This window comes from Niallia sp. (genome assembly GCF_031978665.1).
GTDB lineage: Bacteria > Bacillota > Bacilli > Bacillales > Cytobacillaceae > Niallia.
This window is the reverse complement of the sequence record NZ_DALZDK010000003.1, coordinates 122,953-143,841: the sequence shown is the minus strand read 5'-3', so window position 1 is coordinate 143,841 and position 20,889 is coordinate 122,953. Positions and strand designations below refer to the sequence as shown.

At 36.2% G+C, this 20,889-nt stretch carries 16 protein-coding genes and 1 pseudogene; 3 read left to right on the top strand and 14 right to left on the bottom strand.

Features of this window, described 5'->3' with window-relative positions:
• The first annotated feature begins 144 nt into the window (after nt 1–144).
• Nucleotides 145–2,688, top strand: a complete 2,544-nt coding sequence (locus RTL21_RS02795) for a LamG-like jellyroll fold domain-containing protein (protein WP_312093090.1) — start codon at nt 145–147, stop codon at nt 2,686–2,688.
• A 125-nt stretch (nt 2,689–2,813) separates the two neighbouring features.
• Here RTL21_RS02795 and RTL21_RS02790 read toward each other — a convergent pair whose 3' ends face one another.
• Both RTL21_RS02790 and RTL21_RS02785 read right to left on the bottom strand, forming a co-directional pair.
• The gene (locus tag RTL21_RS02790) at nt 2,814–3,680 is read right to left on the bottom strand and encodes a metal-dependent hydrolase (protein ID WP_312093088.1); all 867 of its coding nucleotides are present in this window, start codon (nt 3,678–3,680) and stop codon (nt 2,814–2,816) included.
• Between the two features lie 40 nt (nt 3,681–3,720).
• On the bottom strand, nt 3,721–4,356 hold the full coding sequence (locus RTL21_RS02785) for a hypothetical protein (protein ID WP_312093086.1): 636 nt from the start codon (nt 4,354–4,356) through the stop codon (nt 3,721–3,723).
• Between the two features lie 267 nt (nt 4,357–4,623).
• Here RTL21_RS02785 and RTL21_RS02780 point away from each other — a divergent pair, with 267 nt between their 5' ends.
• A complete protein-coding gene (locus RTL21_RS02780) occupies nt 4,624–6,537 on the top strand; it encodes a glycoside hydrolase family 127 protein (RefSeq protein WP_312093084.1) in 1,914 nt (637 codons plus the stop codon).
• Nucleotides 6,538–6,718: 181 nt separating this feature from the next.
• Here RTL21_RS02780 and RTL21_RS02775 read toward each other — a convergent pair whose 3' ends face one another.
• From RTL21_RS02775 to RTL21_RS02720, 12 genes and pseudogenes are all read right to left on the bottom strand, one after another.
• Nucleotides 6,719–8,425, bottom strand: coding sequence for an adenine deaminase C-terminal domain-containing protein (locus RTL21_RS02775; protein WP_312093082.1), 1,707 nt, complete (start codon nt 8,423–8,425; stop codon nt 6,719–6,721).
• A 13-nt stretch (nt 8,426–8,438) separates the two neighbouring features.
• Nucleotides 8,439–9,497: an ABC transporter ATP-binding protein gene (locus RTL21_RS02770; protein WP_312093081.1), complete on the bottom strand. Its 1,059-nt coding sequence runs from the start codon at nt 9,495–9,497 to the stop codon at nt 8,439–8,441.
• Nucleotides 9,498–9,509: 12 nt separating this feature from the next.
• A complete protein-coding gene (locus RTL21_RS02765; RefSeq protein WP_312093080.1) occupies nt 9,510–10,298 on the bottom strand; it encodes an ABC transporter permease in 789 nt (262 codons plus the stop codon).
• Nucleotides 10,299–10,304: 6 nt separating this feature from the next.
• Nucleotides 10,305–11,126 (bottom strand): ABC transporter permease, encoded by an 822-nt coding sequence (locus RTL21_RS02760; RefSeq protein ID WP_312093078.1) that lies wholly within the window; start codon nt 11,124–11,126, stop codon nt 10,305–10,307.
• Nucleotides 11,123–12,079: a nucleoside hydrolase gene (locus RTL21_RS02755; protein WP_312093076.1), complete on the bottom strand. Its 957-nt coding sequence runs from the start codon at nt 12,077–12,079 to the stop codon at nt 11,123–11,125. Before RTL21_RS02755 ends, RTL21_RS02760 begins: the two co-directional genes overlap by 4 nt.
• A 17-nt stretch (nt 12,080–12,096) precedes the next feature.
• Nucleotides 12,097–13,146, bottom strand: a complete 1,050-nt coding sequence (locus tag RTL21_RS02750; RefSeq protein WP_312093161.1) for an ABC transporter substrate-binding protein — start codon at nt 13,144–13,146, stop codon at nt 12,097–12,099.
• Nucleotides 13,147–13,572: 426 nt separating this feature from the next.
• The gene (locus RTL21_RS02745) at nt 13,573–13,893 is read right to left on the bottom strand and encodes a DUF2294 domain-containing protein (RefSeq protein WP_312093074.1); all 321 of its coding nucleotides are present in this window, start codon (nt 13,891–13,893) and stop codon (nt 13,573–13,575) included.
• Nucleotides 13,894–14,334: 441 nt separating this feature from the next.
• Nucleotides 14,335–14,631, bottom strand: a complete 297-nt coding sequence (locus RTL21_RS02740) for a hypothetical protein (protein ID WP_312093072.1) — start codon at nt 14,629–14,631, stop codon at nt 14,335–14,337.
• A gap of 185 nt (nt 14,632–14,816) precedes the next feature.
• Nucleotides 14,817–15,896 (bottom strand): metallophosphoesterase, encoded by a 1,080-nt coding sequence (locus RTL21_RS02735; RefSeq protein WP_312093070.1) that lies wholly within the window; start codon nt 15,894–15,896, stop codon nt 14,817–14,819.
• A 196-nt stretch (nt 15,897–16,092) separates the two neighbouring features.
• On the bottom strand, nt 16,093–16,347 hold the full coding sequence (locus RTL21_RS02730) for a SunI/YnzG family protein (protein WP_312093160.1): 255 nt from the start codon (nt 16,345–16,347) through the stop codon (nt 16,093–16,095).
• 185 nt (nt 16,348–16,532) lie between these two features.
• On the bottom strand, nt 16,533–16,745 hold the full coding sequence (locus RTL21_RS02725) for a DUF3006 domain-containing protein (protein WP_396954414.1): 213 nt from the start codon (nt 16,743–16,745) through the stop codon (nt 16,533–16,535).
• 313 nt (nt 16,746–17,058) lie between these two features.
• A pseudogene (locus RTL21_RS02720) lies at nt 17,059–17,883 on the bottom strand (ComEC/Rec2 family competence protein); the annotation flags it as partial.
• Nucleotides 17,884–18,067: 184 nt separating this feature from the next.
• Between RTL21_RS02720 and RTL21_RS02715 the strand changes: the two are divergent.
• Complete coding sequence (locus tag RTL21_RS02715; protein ID WP_312093068.1) at nt 18,068–20,707, top strand: YhgE/Pip family protein; 2,640 nt, start codon at nt 18,068–18,070, stop codon at nt 20,705–20,707.
• The last annotated feature ends 182 nt before the right edge of the window (nt 20,708–20,889 follow it).

The window sequence follows — 20,889 nt, the reverse complement described above, 5'->3', positions numbered from 1 at the left end:
GGAACATACATTTACTCGAAATAAAAAGGAAAGGAAAGGAGAGGAGTAATAGCTTTTTTGAGTAAATGTGTCTTTATAAATATTTTTTGAAATACGTTTTTTGTCAGTCCATAGGAGGGAACTATGATAATTAATCCAAAAAATATGATGAAAATTACAGCTCTATCTTTAATCACACTATTTTCTCAACAACTTGTTGGACAAGAAGTATTTGCAAAAGAGAATTCAGTCGACGAGGCATTGATCGCAAGCTTTCATTTTGATGATCCGGAGAATGGGATTGTTGGTTCTGGAGCGAAGGCAGAAGTTCAAGGGACTCCTGTCTATGTAGATGCTCCACATGGAATGGCAGCTCAACTCAGTGAAACTTTTTGGCTTAAAGTCACAAAGAAAAACGGGAAGCCTCTATTAAAAAGTAAAGACGAAATAACCATTTCTTATAATAGTAAGCCTGAAGGAGGAAATGGGTGGGTATTTTATGCCTCGAACGATGAAAAAACGCAAGCCTATCAACAGGAGCGTTATGTAGGAATAATGGATAAAACAAGTGGAATTACAGTGGAACGATACAATAATACAGGATCTCGTCCAGGAAATAATCTATCTACTCCATCCAGTACTTCCTGGAAACATATTGATTTAGTGATTAAGAAAAATAGTACGACTATTTTTGTAGATGGGGTAAAAAAGGATACGAAAGAGAGTACGTTCAAGTTAAGAGATATTTTGTCGGATACAGGAGGAATTATTCAACTAGGAAAAGCGAATTGGGGAAATGGAGAGTATTTTAAAGGATTAATAGATGATGTGAAAATTTATTCAAGAGCTCTAACAAATGAGGAAATCGAGGATAGTTATGTAGCGAGTATAAAAGAAAATCTAGAAGAAATTTATAACCAATATAAGGATACAGAAAAGGGAAGATATACAGAGAGTACTTGGAATAATATCTCTCGAGCATTAACAAATGCCGAATCACTTCTTGGGCAGAATCAACTGACCATTCAAGACTTGAATATGGCTAAAACGCAAATCGAACAAGCATTTCAATATGCGACACATGTTAAAGAAACGGTAGACTATTCGGAAATTGGAATACCTGTGGGGGAAACATGGTTGGATACAGAAGGAAACCATATTCAAGCACATGGAGGCGGTTTCTTACAACAAACTGCTTCAGATGGTAAACCAATCTATTACTGGGTTGGAGAAAACAAAATTCACAATAGCGCAAACTTTTTCGCGGTAAGTTTATACTCTTCAAGGGATTTGGTGAATTGGCAAAATGAAGGAAATATTTTGGATCAATTTTCTGAAACAGTCCCTGGTGCTGAATTAGGATTACAGTATAGCAAGGTAGAACGACCTAAGTTACTTTATAATGAAAAAACAAAGAAATATGTACTATGGGGACATTGGGAGGATGGGAGTGGCTATTCATCAAGTCAAATAATGGTAGCTACAGCTGACAAACCTGAAGGCCCATATGTGTTTCAAGGTCATTGGCGTCCAGGTGGTACAGAAAGAAACTGGAGAAGTAACAATGGTTGGTTTACAGATGAAGAGTATTTTAAATCAGGGGAAAGAGAGCAAATACCAGCATCAGAACAAACAGATCCTCAAAAATATGGGTATGTTTCAAGAGATTTCACTGTGTTCCAAGAAGGGGATACCGCATACTTGATTTCCTCTGAGGGTCATTCGATGAGAATACATCGATTAAATGATCGTTTTGATGATGTAGACTTTACAACCTATTCATTTTCACCATCAGACGTGAAAGATTCTACATTTGAATCCTATAACTTTTATGAAGGGGTTGGCCGAGAAGCTCCTGCAGTTGTTAATGTGGAGAATGATGGATATTATCTTGTAACATCCGGTCAATCTGGATGGCTGCCAAATCAATCAACCGTTGGATATACAAGTGATATTACGAATCCTGATGGATGGTCTCCTTTAAAAGGAAGCGATGGACTCATCCTAGAGAACGCTGCTCTTGGTAATAATAGTACGTATTATAGTCAATCAACGAACATTATGACGATAACCAAACAAGACGGAACAAAACAATATGTATATATGGGAGATCGCTGGAACTCAAAGCAATTAGGTGACTCGAGATATGTTTGGCTTCCGTTAACGATTGACACAGAGAATCATGCTGCATCGATGAAGTACTCTACGGGTTGGAAATTGAATGTGGAAAGTGGAAATATTAGCTTACCAGAGGGTATATCATTAGTTTCACAAGGGAAGACAGCTTATGGTTCAAATGAAGAAGATCCAGCAAGACCAATTGAATTAGCGAATGATGGCTATGAATTTAATTTAAGAACTTCAGGCGATAATACGCATTGGTATCGTCCAGGTGATGCACCATTCGATTATACAATCGATTTAGAAGAAGCATATGATCTTTCTAGAATGGATCTTGCATTCCGTTTATATAACGGATCAGAAATGTATTATCAGTATAAGGTGTATGGTTCTAATAATAATGAGGATTGGGTTGAAATTGCGGATGAGTCCAAAAATACATGGGCAGGATTTAAATCAACTCCTATACAAGGAAAATTTAGATACGTTCGTCTATCTGTGTCTGCAATAAAACGTGTGAATGATAATAGTAATGGGAACTGGGCTAATGGGTTAGTGGAAGTTCAAGTGTATGCAAAAAATAAATAGATAATGTATCAAAAGAAGAGTAAGAAACATATGCAGTTTGTATGATGGACCAAAAGGACCAACCCGTGGGGAATTCGAAATTGCCGCCACTGGTTGGTCCTTTTAATAGTTTTCTAGGAAAAATACTATTTATCCAAATACTCCCCTAAAAAAGATTCACCATTGCGGTAAAATCGTGGATCATATATGCCAATTCTCTTCTTCTCATCTACCACTACAACAAAGGGGGACCATTGATAAAGAGTAGCTGCAGCAGGATTTTCTGCAAATAACAAATCAAGGTCTACTTCATTGTTAGAAGTAATTCGCTCCACAAATTCAGCCTTTGTTAGAAGAGAATCATTAATAATATCAATCGTATCGTCATTTTTCCCAATAATGGTATAATGCCAAGGGATAAAGCTGGCGGAAAGTGCAAGCTCCTGATAATCCAACTTATATTTTTTGTATAAAATAGAGCCTTGTATAGATTGAACAGCGATATGAAGAACAATCAATATCCAACCAATTCGAAACAATAGATATGTCTGTACTTTTGGATAAACCTTTGATGCGACAAATGATAGTAAAAAGATAAACCATATAACTAAATCAACGATTGGAACTGTTCCAAAGGTTAAGCGAACAGCTGAAAAAGGTTCGAGGTAACCTGTTCCCCATGCATTAAACACATCACTAGTATTGTGGATGAATACCGCAAGAAGTGCGATAAAGTAGGATTGGAATCCCTTTATTTTAAAAATAAAACGATTGATGATGTAAAACAATAATGCCCAGATAGGAGCTAGAAAGATCGAGTGCGTAATTCCTCTATGCCACATTTGATATTGTCCAGTTGTATCCCAAAACTGTGAAATAACATCAATATCAGGAATTTGACTAGCACCAATTGAAGTGATGAGCAGGGCGTATTTCTCTTTCTTACTCATTTTTTCTTTATTAACACTTTGATAGATTCCGAATCCAAATAAAGTATGTGTAATAGTGTCCATTTTTCCCCCGTTTCAAAACTGAAGCATGGAAATAGTATCTTTACTTTAATCTCTCTAATATTTCAATATAAAGTTCGTTTTTGGTCGATGTTCCTTTATTCATTTTTACAAGATGAGACATTACAATAATAAAAAAGAATAACCAAGTTACTAGTTTTACAATAAAATCGACTTCTTCATTTACCATCAGTTCTGTGTTAAATAGTCTCGGATTTTGAATGAGATATAACAGGATTCCACTAAACATAGTAGAAAAAATCGCCATCAATGTAGTGTTAAGAGTAACTGCATTTCTTTGTGCTTTAAAGTAGGAGAGTAGTAGATTTCTTTTTTTTCTATCGACTTTTGTAAAAGTCTCTTGAATAAGCTCGAGATTATCTACTAGATTGTATTTTGGCTTAATGTCTTTAAAAAGACTTTGTTCAAGCCTGGTGCTACCTATTCCTCCATCATCCATCCATTCTAAAAGACTTTTATAATGTTTCTTTTTCCATCTTGTTTCTCTATTAGAGAGTAAATGCAAGAAGCTATCTAATAGAAATAAAATAAATATAGAAAGTAGAATTGAAAAAATTCCATTGATAGCTGGTTGATTTAAGACTTCAAATGTACTCATTATTGCCAAACTTAAAAATAACACAATAAAAATAAAAGTAGCCCATAGTATTCTGTTCATAAAATCATCACCAATACATGTATATTTTAAGCAATATTTAACTTTACTTCCATTATAGCAATTTTCTGGAGGTTGAGGGAAGGGGGACATGTAAATAGCATATATAGACTGAGAAAGTAATATTTATATAAAAGGTGGACATATCATGTGAGTAGGTGGAGAAATAATAGAACTTGTTTGGTTAATATTGAAAACGTATTCTTAGGCGTGAATAATACAAATAGAGACTTATTAGTAATTACCATATAATGAATAGGAGAATTGAGCATGCAAAATGTAAAAATGACCGGATCCTTTTGGAAGCACTATCAAGATGTAGTAGCAAATAGCGTTATCCCTTATCAATGGAAAGCTTTGAATGACCAACTCCCTGATACTGAGCCTAGTCATGCAATTGAAAACTTCCAAATTGCTGCTGGAGAATTGGATGCAGAATACTATGGAATGGTATTTCAAGATTCTGATTTATACAAATGGTTGGAAGCTGTAGCGTATAGCTTGCAAAGCCACCCAAATTCACAATTGGAAAAAGACGCAGATGGTGTAATTTCTCTTTTAGGCAGGGCGCAAAACGAGGATGGGTATTTACACACATATTACCAAGTGAAAGAAGGCTTAGATCAGCGATGGACAAATGTCCGGGACAACCATGAATTGTATTGTGCAGGACATTTAATAGAAGCAGCTGTAGCGTACTATGAGAGTACGGGAAAATCGGAGTTGCTGCAAATTGCCTGTAAATTTGCTGATTATATCGATTCTGTTTTCGGTCCAGAAGAAGGAAAAATAAAGGGATATCCTGGACATGAGGAGATTGAGTTAGCGCTAGTTCGATTATTTCTAGTGACGAAAGAAGAGCGTTATTTAAATCTTGCTACGTTCTTCGTGGATGAGAGAGGAAAACAACCACATTATTTTGAAGAGGAAGCAAAGCGATTCGGTCGTGAACCACAGGGATGGTGGAACGGCGATTATGGTTATTCGCAATCACATATTCCTGTACGTGAACAAAAAGAGGCAGTTGGTCATGCAGTACGAGCAATGTATTTATATGCTGCAGTTGCTGATTTGGCGGAATTAAATAATGATTCAACCCTAAAAGCTGCGGCAGAAAACCTCTGGCATTCTGTTGCTCGCGAAAAGCTATTTGTCAATGGTGGAATTGGTGCTAGTGCGTGGGGCGAAGCATTTGCTGGTGCATTTGATCTACCAAATGATACTACTTATAACGAAACCTGCGCCTCTATTGGTTTAGCCTTTTGGGCGAAACGGATGCTACAATTGGAGCCAAAAGGAGAGTATGCCGATATTTTGGAAAATGCCGTCTATAATGGTTCCTTATGTGGAATGGACATTAAAGGAGAACGCTTCTTCTATGTAAATCCATTGGAGGTTAATGGAGAGAGTGCTTGCCAGCGTAAAGATCATAAGCATGTGCTACCTGTACGGCAAAAATGGTTTAACTGTGCATGCTGTCCACCGAATTTAGCACGTTTAATCGGTTCTATTGGAGAGTATTATTATACACAAAAAGGGAAGACAATTTATGTGAATTTATACGGTGATTCTATTGCAAAACTTGACTGGAATGGGCAGGAAGTAGAATTTGTGCAAGAGACGATGTATCCATGGGATGGGGCTATAGCCTTTAAGGTAAATCCATCTGCTTCTGTTGATGGGGATATCGCATTTCGAATCCCTGGTTGGGCAGAAGGAGAATTTACTGTAAGCATAAATGGGGAAAATGTTGCGGGAGAGGAGACAGTTTCCAATGGCTATTTGATTATAAACCGCAACTGGGAGAAAGGGGATCAAGTAAATATACTTTTCCCTACAAAGGCAAAAGAGATTTATGCCCATACAAAGGTTGAAGAAAACACTGGAAAAGTGGCAATCATTCGTGGACCTTTAGTTTACTGTTTTGAAGAAGTGGACAATGGAAATAACTTATCTACTGTATTTATTGGAGACACGTCCATAAAAGAAGTCGAAAATAGTAATCTTTTAAATGATGCAGTTTATTTGCAATTGACTGGCTCGCGTCTACAAAATCATTCATCTGATTTATATTCGTTTAAGAGACCGTATTTAGAAGAAGCTACATTGACTGCTATTCCCTATTTTATGTGGGGAAATCGTGGCAAAGGCGAAATGAAGGTTTGGATGAAAAAACAGATTTAGTCGTATTTTAGTAGTTTTATATAGAAATGGTTTATGAGGCGTGTAAATTCATTTTAAATAGAAACGAGGACATGCGTCGCTGATTAAACACGCTGTCCTCGTTTTTTGAAGCAGATAAAAATTGATTTTCATATAACTAATTTTACTTCGAAGTGTTTTAGCTAACTCTAACCGTTCGTCCCTACACTTCGAATGAAATGACTTTTCCTTCATTGACTGCAATTAACCCGAAGTCTGTTATCTTTAAGGCTGGGCTTACTGGTAGTGACAGGGTGCTTAAGGACATGATGACATTGTAATGTTCATAGCCTAGTGATTTTAACGCGGTTGTTAATTCTTCTACTTGAGCAGCGATCACTTCTAAAGGTTCTTCGGATAGGATACCACCGACAGGTAATGGCACCATAGAAAGGATTTCTCCATTATGCACGCAACAGATGCCGCCTTGGTTTTTAATGACTTCATTTGCAGCGAGCTGCATGTCTTCTTTATTTTTCCCAACGACTAATAGGTTATGATTGTCATGGGAGTAGGTGGTTGCGACAGCGCCTCTTTTTAGGATGTCTCCGCCAATTAGGCCATGTGCTTTATTTTGATTTTTTTGATAGCGTTCAAATGTTTTAACTAAACAATAGGGACTGTCCACCCATTGTAATCTGCCTGCAACGATAGATAATGTGTCTTGTCGTTCTTCTGTAAAAGTCGAGCCGTTTTGCACATGAATAGTACGAACGGTTACATTGTTTTTCTCCGCGTCCATAGAAACTTCAAATTCTTCAGCGCTTAATGGAGATAGCTTCACACTTTCATAGAAGGATGGAGGGAATAGTTTCGAGACAGCGTTCTGCACATATGGTAGCTCATGATCAAATACCTTTTTGCCATCTTTATACACAGCATCAATGAAAAAGTCATCCAAATTACTAACTATCACAAAATCAGCAATTTTACTTGGTGCGATAACACCTCTGTCATACATTCTCATTCGCTTGGCAGGGGTATAAGTACATGCATAAATCGCATCCTCATAAGACATGCCCATTGAAATAGCCTTCTTTAGCAGTACATTTAAATGGCCTCTTCTCTGAAGAGAATCTGCCATTACATCATCTGTCACAAAACAAAAATGTTCTTTTACTGGATGTTCGATTAAATAATCGATTACTTCTGGTGTCATCGATTTCTCTTGGATTTCTAAAAACATGCCAATCGCGATTCTTTCCTTCATTCCTTCAACGGTTTGATGTGTATGGTCGGAGCCGACTCCAGCAAATGCGATTCCTTGTAATTCGTCATCCAACAGCTTTGGCACATGCCCTTCAATAATTAGTTCAGGATAGTTTTTGCGGACAAACTCTAAAATTTGATTCGTTTTGCAATCAGGTTTGGCAAGGACGTCATAGTAATTCATGATTTCGCCTAAGCATTTAATAGACTCTGTCTGCATTAATTCTTTAATATCTTCTATCTCAATCGCGCCGCCTGTTGTTTCCATGGAAGTTGCAGGAACGGAGCTTGGAATGCCATAAAACATATCGACTACTTCATTTTTACTTGCTTTTATCATTTCTTTTACACCGGCTATGCCAAATACATTGGCCATTTCATGGGGTTCAGGAACAATCGTTGTTACCCCGTTTTTGATTAAAGCATAGGAAAAAGTTGTTGGTGTCACCATCGTACTTTCGATATGCAAGTGAATATCAATTAAGCCTGGTACGATATATTTTCCAGTAGCGTCAACCATTTCACTTGCTTGGAAAAATTCTTGTCCTTTTTTCCCGATATAAAAGAATTTCCCATCCTTGATGGCGATATTTTCTTTTCTAAATTGCTTAAAATAACTATTAAAAACCGTTCCATTTAAAACAAGTGTATCTACTTGCACGACAAACCCTCCTCTATTCCACAAGCACCATTTGATCCTTTGGAATAATTACCGTTACTTCTTGTCCGTTTTTGAATGGCTGAACCATTTCTTTATTGATCGTAAAATCACCTAGCGCGGTTTGAACCACATATTGATAGCTTCTGCCGAGGAATGTTGTAATCTTGATCGTTCCATTTATCCCGTTCTTTGGAATAGATGTTGTGCTTGGCTCCATCATAAAATCGTCTGGACGAATGGCACCGACTTTTTTATTAGGATTTTCCATATGGGCATGGCGATCAATCGTAAATACTAATCCAGCTTTTTCAAGTTCGATATAATCCTTGTGATCGGTACGTTTATCAAAAGTAATAAAGTTTTTAAATCCAATAAAGTCAGCGACGAATTTCGTTTCTGGATACTTATAAATAGTCGCAGGATCGCTTAGCTGTTCAATAATACCTTTGTTCATAATCGCAACCTGATCCGATATGGAGAAGCATTCCTCTTGGTCATGGGATACATAGACAGTTGTAATCCCTAGTTCCTGCTGAATTCTGCGAATCTCAACTCGCATATTGACTCTCAGGTTTGCATCTAGATTACTTAACGGTTCATCGAATAATAGAATGTCTGGTTCAATTACTAAAGCTCTCGCAATCGCAACACGCTGTCTCTGACCTCCAGATAGCTCGCTAGGAAATCGCTGTTCAAATCCTCTTAGATTGACAATTTCCAGCATATTTAGAACACGTTTCTCGATTTCCTTTTTGCCAACTTTCCGTAAACGCAATCCGAAAGCAATATTGTCAAAGATGGAAAGATGGGGGAATAGTGCATAGTTTTGAAAAACAAAGCCGAAGTTCCGTTTATTCACAGGAACTTTTGTATAATCTTTATCTTGAAAGATAAAATTACCTTTGCTTGCTTCTAAAAATCCCGCAATCAAGCGCAGTGTCGTTGTTTTTCCACAGCCACTCGGACCTAATAAAGAAACAAGCTGCCCTTTTTCAATGCTTAAATTAAAATCTTCTAATATATTTTTCTTCTCATAAGCGACAGATACATTTTCTAAAGTAAATAAAGCCATTTTTATCCTCCATTAACTTTTCGTGAAATAAGACAATCCCATTAATCTTTCAACTACAAACATAAAGATGGCAGTAAGGAACATTAATAGAACAGAGATGGCTGCAACTGTAGGATCAAAATAATTCTCTACATATAGCAGCATTTGAATAGGGAACGTACTTACACCGGGTCCGGTCATATAAACAGAAATATCGACATTATTGAAGGACTCTAAAAAGGCAATCATGACTGCTGCAATAATGCCTGACTTAATATTCGGCAATACTATGCTAAAGAATGTCCCGATTCGATTTGCACCAAGGCTGAGTGCTGCTTCTTCTATGGAAAAATCAAAGTTTGCAAGACTAGAAGAAATCACACGAATAATGAATGGCAGCATGATGATCGTATGACCAATAAATAGGGATAAATAAATAGGAAGGTTGTAGGTCACGACAATATAGCGTAAAAAGGAAAAACCTAGAACAATTCCTGGAATAAGAATCGGAGAAACAAAGATAGCATTGATGATTCCCTTGCCAGCGAAGTTAAACCGGCTAAGTGCATAAGCTGCCGGGACGCCAAGCAATAATGCTAAAATGTTCCCTGCGATAGATACGATAATGGATGTCTTAAACGTACTTAAAAACATCTCGACTTTAAAAATATTTTCATACCATCTAAAGGAATACTCTTCTGGAGGAAACTTCAGAATACTTCCGCTCTCAAAAGAGGTAATGGATATTATTACAAGCGGCCCTAATAGAAAAATAAAAACGAGGATCGTAAACAGGGCCAATCCTCTATGTTTCTCTTGCATACACGTTTACCCCTTTGGATTTAGTTTTTTTGCAACACCGTTCATGATGGAAATAATGATAAAGGTAACAAGAATCATAATCGTTGCCACAATAGAGGCAAGCTTCCAATCATTTAGTGTAATCGCATTTTGATAAAGAAAAGTGGAAATAACCCGTTGTTTGCCACCTAGTAAGGCTGGTGTTGTATACGCGGTAAAGCTTCCCACAAACACTAAAATACTCCCAATAACAAGGCCTGGAACACATAATGGCACAATGATTTTCATAAATGACGCGATTTTTGAAGCACCAAGGCTTTCTGCTGCACGCAATAAGTCATTGTCGATATTCTCCATAACGCCAACGAGTGTTACGATAATTAATGGAAGAAAGAGGTGAACTAATCCGATAATAATGGCATTTGGCGTATATAAAAGGTTTAGCGGCTCTTGAATAATGCCTAGGCTCAACAATGTTTTATTTAACACGCCATTTTTCCCAATGATAATCATCCAACTAAACGAGCGGACGACAGGGCTTGTCAGCAATGGGAAAATCGTAAACAACAAGAGGATGGCTTTTCTTTTGCTAGGAAGCTTGGCAATATAATAGGAAACGGGAAAGCCAATCAAAATACAGATAAAGGTAGTGAGTAAACTTACTCGCAAAGTAGTAAGAAGGATATCGATAAAGTATTTATCCTTAAAAAAATTGATATATCCTTGTAGGCTAAAGGTTCCTTGGTTATTGAATGTTGTCCCAATCATCGAAAGGATTGGAATCACTAAAAATATCGTTAAAAATAATACACCGGGTAGTAAGAGTAAATATAAATATCGTTTCTTCAAGACGTCACTCCCTTTCCTAAAAAGTGACCATTTAAAATGTCGATAAACATTTGGAAAAAGGCTTGATCATCCACTTTTAAGGAAACATATAAATTTGCTTTTTTATTTAGGCGATTTTGAAAGTCACAAACGAGCTGACCATCACATAATTCGCTTCTCGTTTCAATATCGACGAAATACTTTTCGGTTTCTACTATCCCTTTATTTAAGGCAATTCCAACTGCTAGTGGATCATGCATCGCACAAGCATGAACTCCGTAGCGATTAAAATATTTCTGCTGATAGTCATTTGTGCTTGTAGCAATATAATCTGCTAATATTTTATCGGTAATTAAATCAAGATGATTTTTCGTCAATAATGCTTTTCTTGTTACATCCAAGCCAACCTGAGTGATAGAAGGGAAGCCTGCATGTAAGACGATTTTGGCCGCTTCTGGATCAACATAGGTGTTAAATTCAGCGGTTGGGGTAACATTACCTGATCCTTTTACTACGCCCCCCATGAAAATAACTTCTTTTACGTGATTTGTAATTTGCGGGCATTTTTTCACTGCTAGTGCTAAATTCGTTAATGGTCCAGTGAACACTAATGTTACCTCGCCAGAAAAGCTAAGAATAGAATTAATCAAAAAGTCAGGAGCAAAGCCATCACTCACCGGGTGAGTAATAGCTTCTGACTTTAAGGCGCCGCCTAAACCATCTTCCCCGTGAATGCGGTGTTCAAAGAACGGTTTCCGAAGTAGGGGAGTGGACGCACCTTTTATGACTGGGATATAATCTGCTTTTACTAAATCTAATATTTTGCATGTATTTTTAGTTGCTTGGTCTAAGGAGACATTTCCGTTAACGGTTGTAATCCCCAAAATATCAAATGCGTTGCTCTTTACTGCTAGTAGAATACCAATTGCATCATCAATGCCAGTGTCTACATCCAATATTAGCTTCTCTTTCATGATGACCCTCTTTTCTATTATTGAACTAGCTCACGATTCCAGCGATCGATCCAACCTTTTAAGTTATCATTGATAAATTTCATATCTAATGTGTGTAAGCTTGCAATAACATCTTGGCCATATGTTAAACCTTCCGCTTCTTCTTCTGTTAATTCAACTTCTGTATTAACAGGTGAATCTACTTTGTTTTTTGCTGATTTTTTTTGCGCTTCTTTTCCTAAAATATAGTTGATGAATTTTTCAGAAAGTTCCTTTTGGTCTGTATCTTTCACTACGTTCATCGTATTCATAACAGCATATCCGCCTTCAGCTGGCGTAACAAATTCTGCATTAGGCACTGCTTCTTGTAAATCAGCAAAATACATTTCCATGATTGGACCTGCAGCTATTTCACCTTGAGCAAACATATTTACAAATTCAGATGTTTGTCCATATTCTTTGACGACACTTGGCATTAGAGCCTTTAATTGTTCAAAAGCTTTATCTTCGTTAAATGTTTCTTCCCCACTAACTAAAGAAGCTGTATCCACTATCATTGGACCTGTTGTGGATGTGATGCTAGGAATTGTTATTTTTCCTTTTAAATCATCACTCCATAGATCCTTCCAAGAAGTAATCGGATTTGCTACTTCATCAGGATTATAAGCAATTCCAAACTGAGCGATTGTGTATGCTGGACCATATTCTTCGCCAAGTGGAGCTTTTGCTGCTTCATAAATATTGTCTAGGTTTGAAAGTTTACTGCGATCAATTGTTTCAAATAAATTATCTTCAATTCCTTGTTGTGCATAGTAGTCTGATAGGAAAATGACATCGACGTCTGAATTTCCTTGTCTTACTTTATTTAAGCGATCGGCATTATTACCTGTATCTAGTACGATTTCTACATTATTTTCTTTTTCAAATGGTGCATAAATTTCATTGCGGAAGAAGTCTTCATTAAATCCCCAAGTGGAAACGACAAGCTTTTCTTTTTTTTCTTTGCTGCCGTTTGATGCGTCGTCTGAACTACAAGCGGCTAATAGTAAGAAGGATGATGCTGCAACTGCACTAACTAATTTTTTCATTTTCATTTTTGGACCCTCCAAATGATTTTGTTTGTTAATGGTTTAAAGACTATCTTTCTTGCAAGCGTTGATAATAATAAAAGGCTATTTTCTAAAGTTTGTCGCTATCGCCCGCAGCCGGAATACACTTTGCTTTCCGTGGGGCTCGCGCTGAGCCGCTTCGTCGATACGCTCCTGCAGGGTCTCAGACTGTCTCGCTAATCCCACAGGAGTCTACGTGTATTCCGGCTGCTAATTGTTTCCAACTGATTCTTTTTTCCTATTGATAAAACAACAATCTTTTAGAAAACAGCCTAATAAAAAAAGACAAGCTTAAATAGAATTATCCTTCTACTTAAGATTGTCTTTTCTTTGTAAACAAAGATTAAACTTATCCTTTGTATATATCGGCCTTCTGCTTAGATAAATCCAAGAAGAAATCCAAGTTTAATTTTTAGATAATACAATGTTTGTAAAAGCAAGCTGTGTGAAAGAATCATAATCCCTAAGAATCGCTTCAATATTCCAATTTGTCGTTTCTTCTAGTTGTTCTTTTAGCTTTTTCTTAAAAAGTAAGGACAGATGAAAGTCAACCTCTAGTTTAAGGCTCGGTACTTCTCCTTCCAGAGCGGCAGAGCGAGACGCGCGAGGATGCTTTGCGTGAAGCGTAATAACATTCTGATCAATTGTCACCTTCAGTAACGTCGTACCAGCACCAAATAATTCCTTAGAAATCTTATTGTAGACATGAGATAAAAATTTCTTCATTTCATTTGCATCGATGATAAATCACCTGCCAAACTATTGATATTGGTAATTATACATATTATTTTTAACTATTTCAATAGAATGTGCGGATTTTGACGAAAAAAAAATTTTTTTGTCGTGTAATTGGAGAATGGAAGGGTAAAAAACGAACTATTGAATTTTTGGAAAGTTGCTATAGGAATGATGGAGACAGTTCTAATGATTTCTGTTGGTATTATTAGGAAAGAGGCGGTTCTGAAAAGTTCTATTATAATATTGTTAAAATTACATATATTCATAACCTTATAATATTATTTTTTATTTTACTAGTGTTTTGTGAGATTTTTTTACGTTATTTTAGAAGAAGTTGCATAGGGATTGCCTCGGAAACCAAATGTTATGTTTCGTTTTAATAATTGCCAACATTGTTTTCAGTGGTCTCGAACTATCCCTATGTATCCGCTAAAAAGCATCTGGATATTCTTCTTGGAAATATTGCAAAAGGGCAGGTAAGTTTTTTTGAAATTCTAAACAAAGCTGTTGGCCAAGTGGGGCAGCATAAATTTTTTTCTGGCAAAATGGACAGACAGCCTTTTCCTTAAATTTATGCTTTACATTTATGGGAAAAAGATGATTGGCTTTCCCAATTAGAAATTGATAGTCATAATTGTTTATGCGAAATAAAACTTCTAGTCCATGAAAACTTTTAGATGAATAAATAGTAATAGCCTCGAAAGGAAGTTCTCTAATTGCAAGCATAAATGAATTCCGCCCTTAAATATTTTATTTGTATAGTCTTTTTTTATGATTAAACTATATCATTAATTCGTATCGTATTCAATTAAACGAAGGGATTATCCCCTGAATCAGAGTACAGGAGTATACGGAAACCTGCCAAATTTGAAAATCAAAAAAAGGGAAGCGAAAGAACCGTTCCCTTAAGGTCATATACTTTCTTTCGCTATCCATCCTAATTTGCCATCTTTTTTTATCAATGTATATCCTGAGCAACTATCATCAACAATGGACACTTGCTCTCCTTTTTGTACGGTTAATTGGGCACAGGATACGTCGGTTTTTGCTTGATACTTGTCATCGCTAAGTGGATGAATGTATTCGTTTTTCACAAAAAGGACGCGATCTGTCTCTAACTGCTTGCATTGTGTGAAGTAATCGTTTTTTGTTAGTGGCTGAATAAAGTAATAGGGATAATTAATAGAACCAGCCCAAGAAGTGTCAGCCTGAAAGTCTTGAAGCACTGTCCGAGTAGGGAAAGAGTCTACATATGTATAAGAAAATGTATCATCTTTGATTATTAATGCATTTAGCTGTCCAGTTGGCTTTACCATATTTCCACCGTCAATGGCGATTATTTTTTTGTTCTCATCAATGATTGGATTATCAGAAGGTAGGTCTGTTGAATAGTTTACTACCGGCCAATGTCCAACGACCACGTATTTATTTGCTTGATGGTTCTTTTCGAAAAAAGATGGGGTAGAAAGGGCAATATCGCGATCTGTTTCCTGCCAATTCTCGATATCTTCTAACCCTGCATGAACAAAGATATACTGTTCTGTTTCGATTGCAGTTGGTAGGTTCATCAGCCAATTGATTTCTTTTGTAAAATGTTTCATTAGTAGCTGTTTGATTTCTTGAACCGTTGTCACCTCAGTAAGAACAAAATCTAGTTCTTCTAACCACTCATTTAATAGAGAGTATTTTTGCCTTGCAAGATATATTAATAGAGCAGGATTCTCATTCAAAAGCTCCTCTATCAACGCATCGCAGTTTCCCTCTGTTACATAGATATTTGGATGATTCAAAGATAAATCCATCATATATCGGACTACTTCTTTACTATTAGCTCCTTTTTCGCACATATCACCGTTTATGACTAAGTAATCTCCTTGGTGATAATCCACTTTCTTTACTAGCTTCTTTAAAAGGTCAATATCTCCATGGATATCAGAAATAACGATGATTCTGCTGTTATCAGGAATGGATACTTTTTTTATTTTTTCCACTATTGGTTGGCTCCCTTATTGTATTCATAGAATTATTTGAATTTACTATACTATCATTATAGTAAATGGAGCAATGGGATAGGTATGTTTTTTCAAAAGACGGATTGAGTATTTCTATTAATAGGCTCCTTCAAAGCAAAGCTTTTCCATTACCAAAAAACACCACAAATCAGGCGAATTTGTGATGTAAGATAATTTAATGGTCCCTTATCCATGTTAAAATTTTGCTCTTCAAATTTCCGATGCTTGTGAAAATAATATAATTATCTGTTTTGGTATGTATGATAACTCTGTCCAAGTTTCCATAGGGAAGACCAATTCTTATTCCGGTTACTTCTTTTCCAGCATATGTTTCATCATTTTCTACCGCAGTTATGTCTAATAAGGGAATATCGATGGTGCTTAGCTGCCATTTTATTTGTAAGTTGTCGTTTTGTTTTGTTACTTTCACTGCCAATGCTTATCACCTCTGTCTTTTTCGATAGTATGCTTACGGATAGTATGGTGAAAAGTTTCATTAGTGATATGTTGGAAATGGTGTTTCTTAATGGATGAAAGGGGGAGGGGAGGAGTTGTATTATATAGAAAAAGACGATTCTTTTGCTTCCAAAAGGAAGTAAAAGAACCGTCCCTCTATCAATCTTCCCAGACGTCGTTCATGAGGTCTTCGATTTCTTTCCGAAGTTTATCTGTCTCAGTTTTAAGTATTTTCGCTTTGGTGCCGGTGATTTCTACTACATCTCCGACAGCAGCTTTTTTTGGTAGGATACTTTTTGGAAAGTCTTGTGTTTTTCCATTAATTTCGATGACAGCGATATTTCCTTCGAAACGGTCAATAATCCCTTTCATGATTCTCTCCTTATTTCGGTGTAAATGAAGTTTGGGTTTTGTATGTCTTTCCATTATAGCTAGCTGAAATGTCTACGACTACTTTATAGCCTTTTGCAGCTCGACCTATTTTTACAGGCAATGCTTTGCCTATTGTTCCTTTATAAGTAGTTGTTGTGCTCTTATAACGGAATACTGCTTTATAGGTTCCTTTTGGGATTCCATTTACCGTTAAACGAATCGTACTATTTTGTTTTGGTTTTGTATTATCTAATTTTGCCGTTAATTTATAGCTGGATGCAGGTTTTTTGGTTGTGCTTGTACTAGTTGGTTTTGTATTAAAACTAATCGTTTTTCCATCTGAAGTGGCAATAATCGTTCCTTGTTTATCGGTTCTGAATACTTTTGCTTTACTGCTAGTTAATCTTTTTAATGTATCAGAAGTAGGATGGCCGTAGCTATTCTTTCCTACAGAGATTACAGCGTAAGATGGTTTTACTGCTTTTAAAAAGGCAGAGCTGGTTGAAGTCTTAGCTCCATGATGACCAACCTTAAGGACATCGGCTTTTAAAGTCTGTTTGGAATTTATCATGTCTGTTTCTGCTTTAGTCTCTGCATCTCCTGTGAACAGGAATGATTTTTTTCCATAGACAAGACGTAGAACAGCACTCCAATCATTTAAATCACTTTTACTATAGGTTTTTACAGGAGCGACAAATTTGGCTGAAACCCCTTTTAATGGAATAGAAACGCCTTTTTTAGCGGTCTTAATGGTTACGCCTTCTTTTTTTACAGAACTCAAGAAATCTTTATAAACTTGTGTTGTGTGGCTTACTTTTGGAGCATAGATAGATTTTACTTTAAATGCCTTTAATACTTCGTCTAAACCACCCATATGGTCAGCGTCAGGATGTGTGGCAATCATTACCTCAATATCTTTTACTCCCTGTTTCTTCAGGTAGGATACGACGTCACTTCCATCTCTATTCCCACCATCGATGATAATATCGTCTCCATTTGGAGTCTTGATGTAAATACTATCTCCTTGCCCTACATCAATAAAATGTACCTGTAGCTTATTAGCAGCGGATGCAGGTGATACAAATACAGTAGATAGAAGCAAGATAAATATTGGCAATAATACTTTTAGTTTTTTCATATATGACTATTCCTCCTTATGCCAAGAAGAAATATATCACTATTTAAGAGTGAAATCTATCTAAATTACATAAATTGAAAAAAATACCATTCTACATAAAAACCATCTCTCTTTGCACCCATGAATGCATTTCTGTACATCTCCATACAATAACAAAAGCTAAGTTTAAAAAAGGGTGATTTTTTTGAAAAATGTATTTACTATTTACCGAAATGATTGGGTTCGTATTTTTAATGCGCCTGTTGCTGCGCTTTTAATTATTGCCTTAATGGTCTTGCCATCACTTTATGCGTGGTTTAATTTAGCGGCTTCGTGGGATCCATATTCCAATACAAGTGGGATAAAAATTGCTGTAACAAATGAAGATGATGGGGCTATTCTTCGTGATACTAACGTAAATATTGGAGATGAAATTGTTGTGAGCCTAAAGGAAAATGATAAGCTTGGCTGGGAATTTGTAAGCATTGAAAAGGCTAGGAAAGGTGTTACAAAAGGAGATTATTATGCAAGCCTGCACATACCACATGATTTTTCTGCTAAGATTGCAACGATTTTAGAAGACAAACAAGTAAAGCCTGAAATTGACTATAGTGTAAACGAAAAGCTAAACGCAATAGCGCCAAAGATGACTTCTACTGGTGCTTCTACAATTGTGCAACAAGTGAAAGAAAACTTTATACATACCGTAAGTGAGTCTGTTTTGAGTGTTTTTAATGACGCTGGAATTAAACTGGAAGAAGAATTGCCGACGATTCGAAATATAGAAGAGAAAATTTTTGCATTAGAAAAAGAAGTTCCTAAAATAAATGAACTGGGAGAAAAGGTGGTAAAGCTTGAAAGTAAATTACCGAAAATCAATAAACAAGCGCAAAAAATCTTAGCATTAGAAGCTGCTTTTCAGGAGATTAATGAAGCCAGTAAAAATATCCTGTTATTAGAAGAGAAGCTTCCAGAGATAGAAAAGGTAGGAGAAGGCATTCTTCTATTACAGGAAAAAGCGCCAGAGATACAAAAACTAGCGGATGGAGTAATGGAGATAGATGCTCATTTTACTGATATTAGTGAAATGGTAACAAGCGCATTATCGAATGTAGAAGATATGCAATCATTTCTTGAAACAGCAAGTGAATCATTAGAGCAAGGGATAAATAATGGAAAGCAAATTGCAGATGTACTCCCATCGTTTATGGAAGCAAATGGGCAAGCCCTTGATACTGTTGGTCCTGTTTATAAGCAAAATCTTCTACTTTATCAAAAAACGGCTGATGCTGTTCATCAATTTGCAGCATCAGTAAATTCAGGAGCACTAACAGAAGAAGAAGTTTCAAACTTACAGGCACAAGTGCAAACAAGCATCGATAGTTTAACACGGTCGATTTCATTATTTACTACTCTAAACAGTGCAACTTCAAATGGAGATGAAGCTTTTTTAACAGAAATAAAAGACTTACAAGCATTACAAATAAATTTTCAGCAAGAAAAAGGGAAGCTTCAGACGATTCAGGCAGATGATGAGGAAGAAGCAAGCACTTTAATGGCATTATCACAAGAAGCAATAGAGCTTAGTACTGCCCTAATAAATCGTTATGATAAGCAAACAGAACCAGCAATTAATCGTACTTTAGAGGAGATAAAGGATTCTGCGCAAAATGCAATGAATGATTTAGAAAGTGCACAAGAGAATATACCAAAGCTAGAAGAGACAATTAAAAATACAGAAGCGTCACTAACTTTTGCAAAGGAAGAATTATCAAAGATTAACGCTGATTTACCTACAATAGAAAAAGAGATTCATGAAGCGACAAACTTAATACAGGATAATATGGATAAAGTTGTAGCAGGCATTAATGACGCCGCAAAATTTTATAAAGATTCCTTTCCAGCTTTAAAGGAAAAGATTCATGCAGCAGCAGGCTTTGTTCGTGATGATCTTCCCGCAGCTGAACAAGATATTTCTAAAGTAGCAGCTTTTATTAAGACTGATTTACCCAAGGTAGAAGATGCAGTTCATAAAGCGGCAGATATGGTACAGAATGAACTGCCAAAATTAGAAGAGACATTGACTAAAACTGCAGATTCTATTCGGACTTTTGAAGACGAATACGATCTAGGTGAGATTATTTCATTGTTGAAAAATGATATACAGCAAGAGAGTGACTTTATATCTGATCCCATTGTGCTAAATGAAAATTCTCTGTTTCCAATTCCTAATTACGGTTCAGCGAATTCTCCTTTTTATACAACCTTAAGTTTATGGGTTGGTGCCTTATTGCTTATTTCTTTATTAAGAGTGGATGTTCGAAATCCTGAAGGAATGTACACGTCTAATCAAATATACTTTGGCAGATCGCTCACCTTTGTAACAATCGGATTATGCCAGAGTCTGATTGTTACACTAGGAGATATATTTATTTTAAAGGCATATGTAGCGAATCCAGTTGCGTTTGTGTTATTCAGCATGTTTATTAGCATAATATTTATGACCATTGTTTACACATTGGTTTCTGTTTTTGGCAATCTTGGCAAAGGATTAGCGATTATTTTTCTTGTGTTGCAGTTATCTGGTTCTGGTGGTACCTTTCCTATCCAAGTTGCACCACCTTTTTTTCAGACCATTAATCCTTTCCTGCCATTTACACATGCTATTAACCTGTTAAGAGAAACAGTAGGCGGAATGGTGAAAGAAACAGTATTATTTTCAATTAGTATGCTTCTTGTTTTTAGTGCGATTGCCTTCATTGTTGCACTCTTTTTAAAAAAGCCATTGGAAAATGGAACGAAAAAAATGACAGAAAAGGCAAAAGCAAGCGAGATTATTCATTAATAATAGATAGAGCAGTAACAATAAGAATTTAGCAAAATATAATAATGGACTAGAGGATAATAAAATGCGTCAAGGACTGTTTCATATTTCTAATTAGGAAATATGAAACAGTCCTTTTTGCTTGTTTTAACGAATAATTAGGCAGCGATAAGGGAAAAAGAAGGAAGATGTAAATGTTAAGA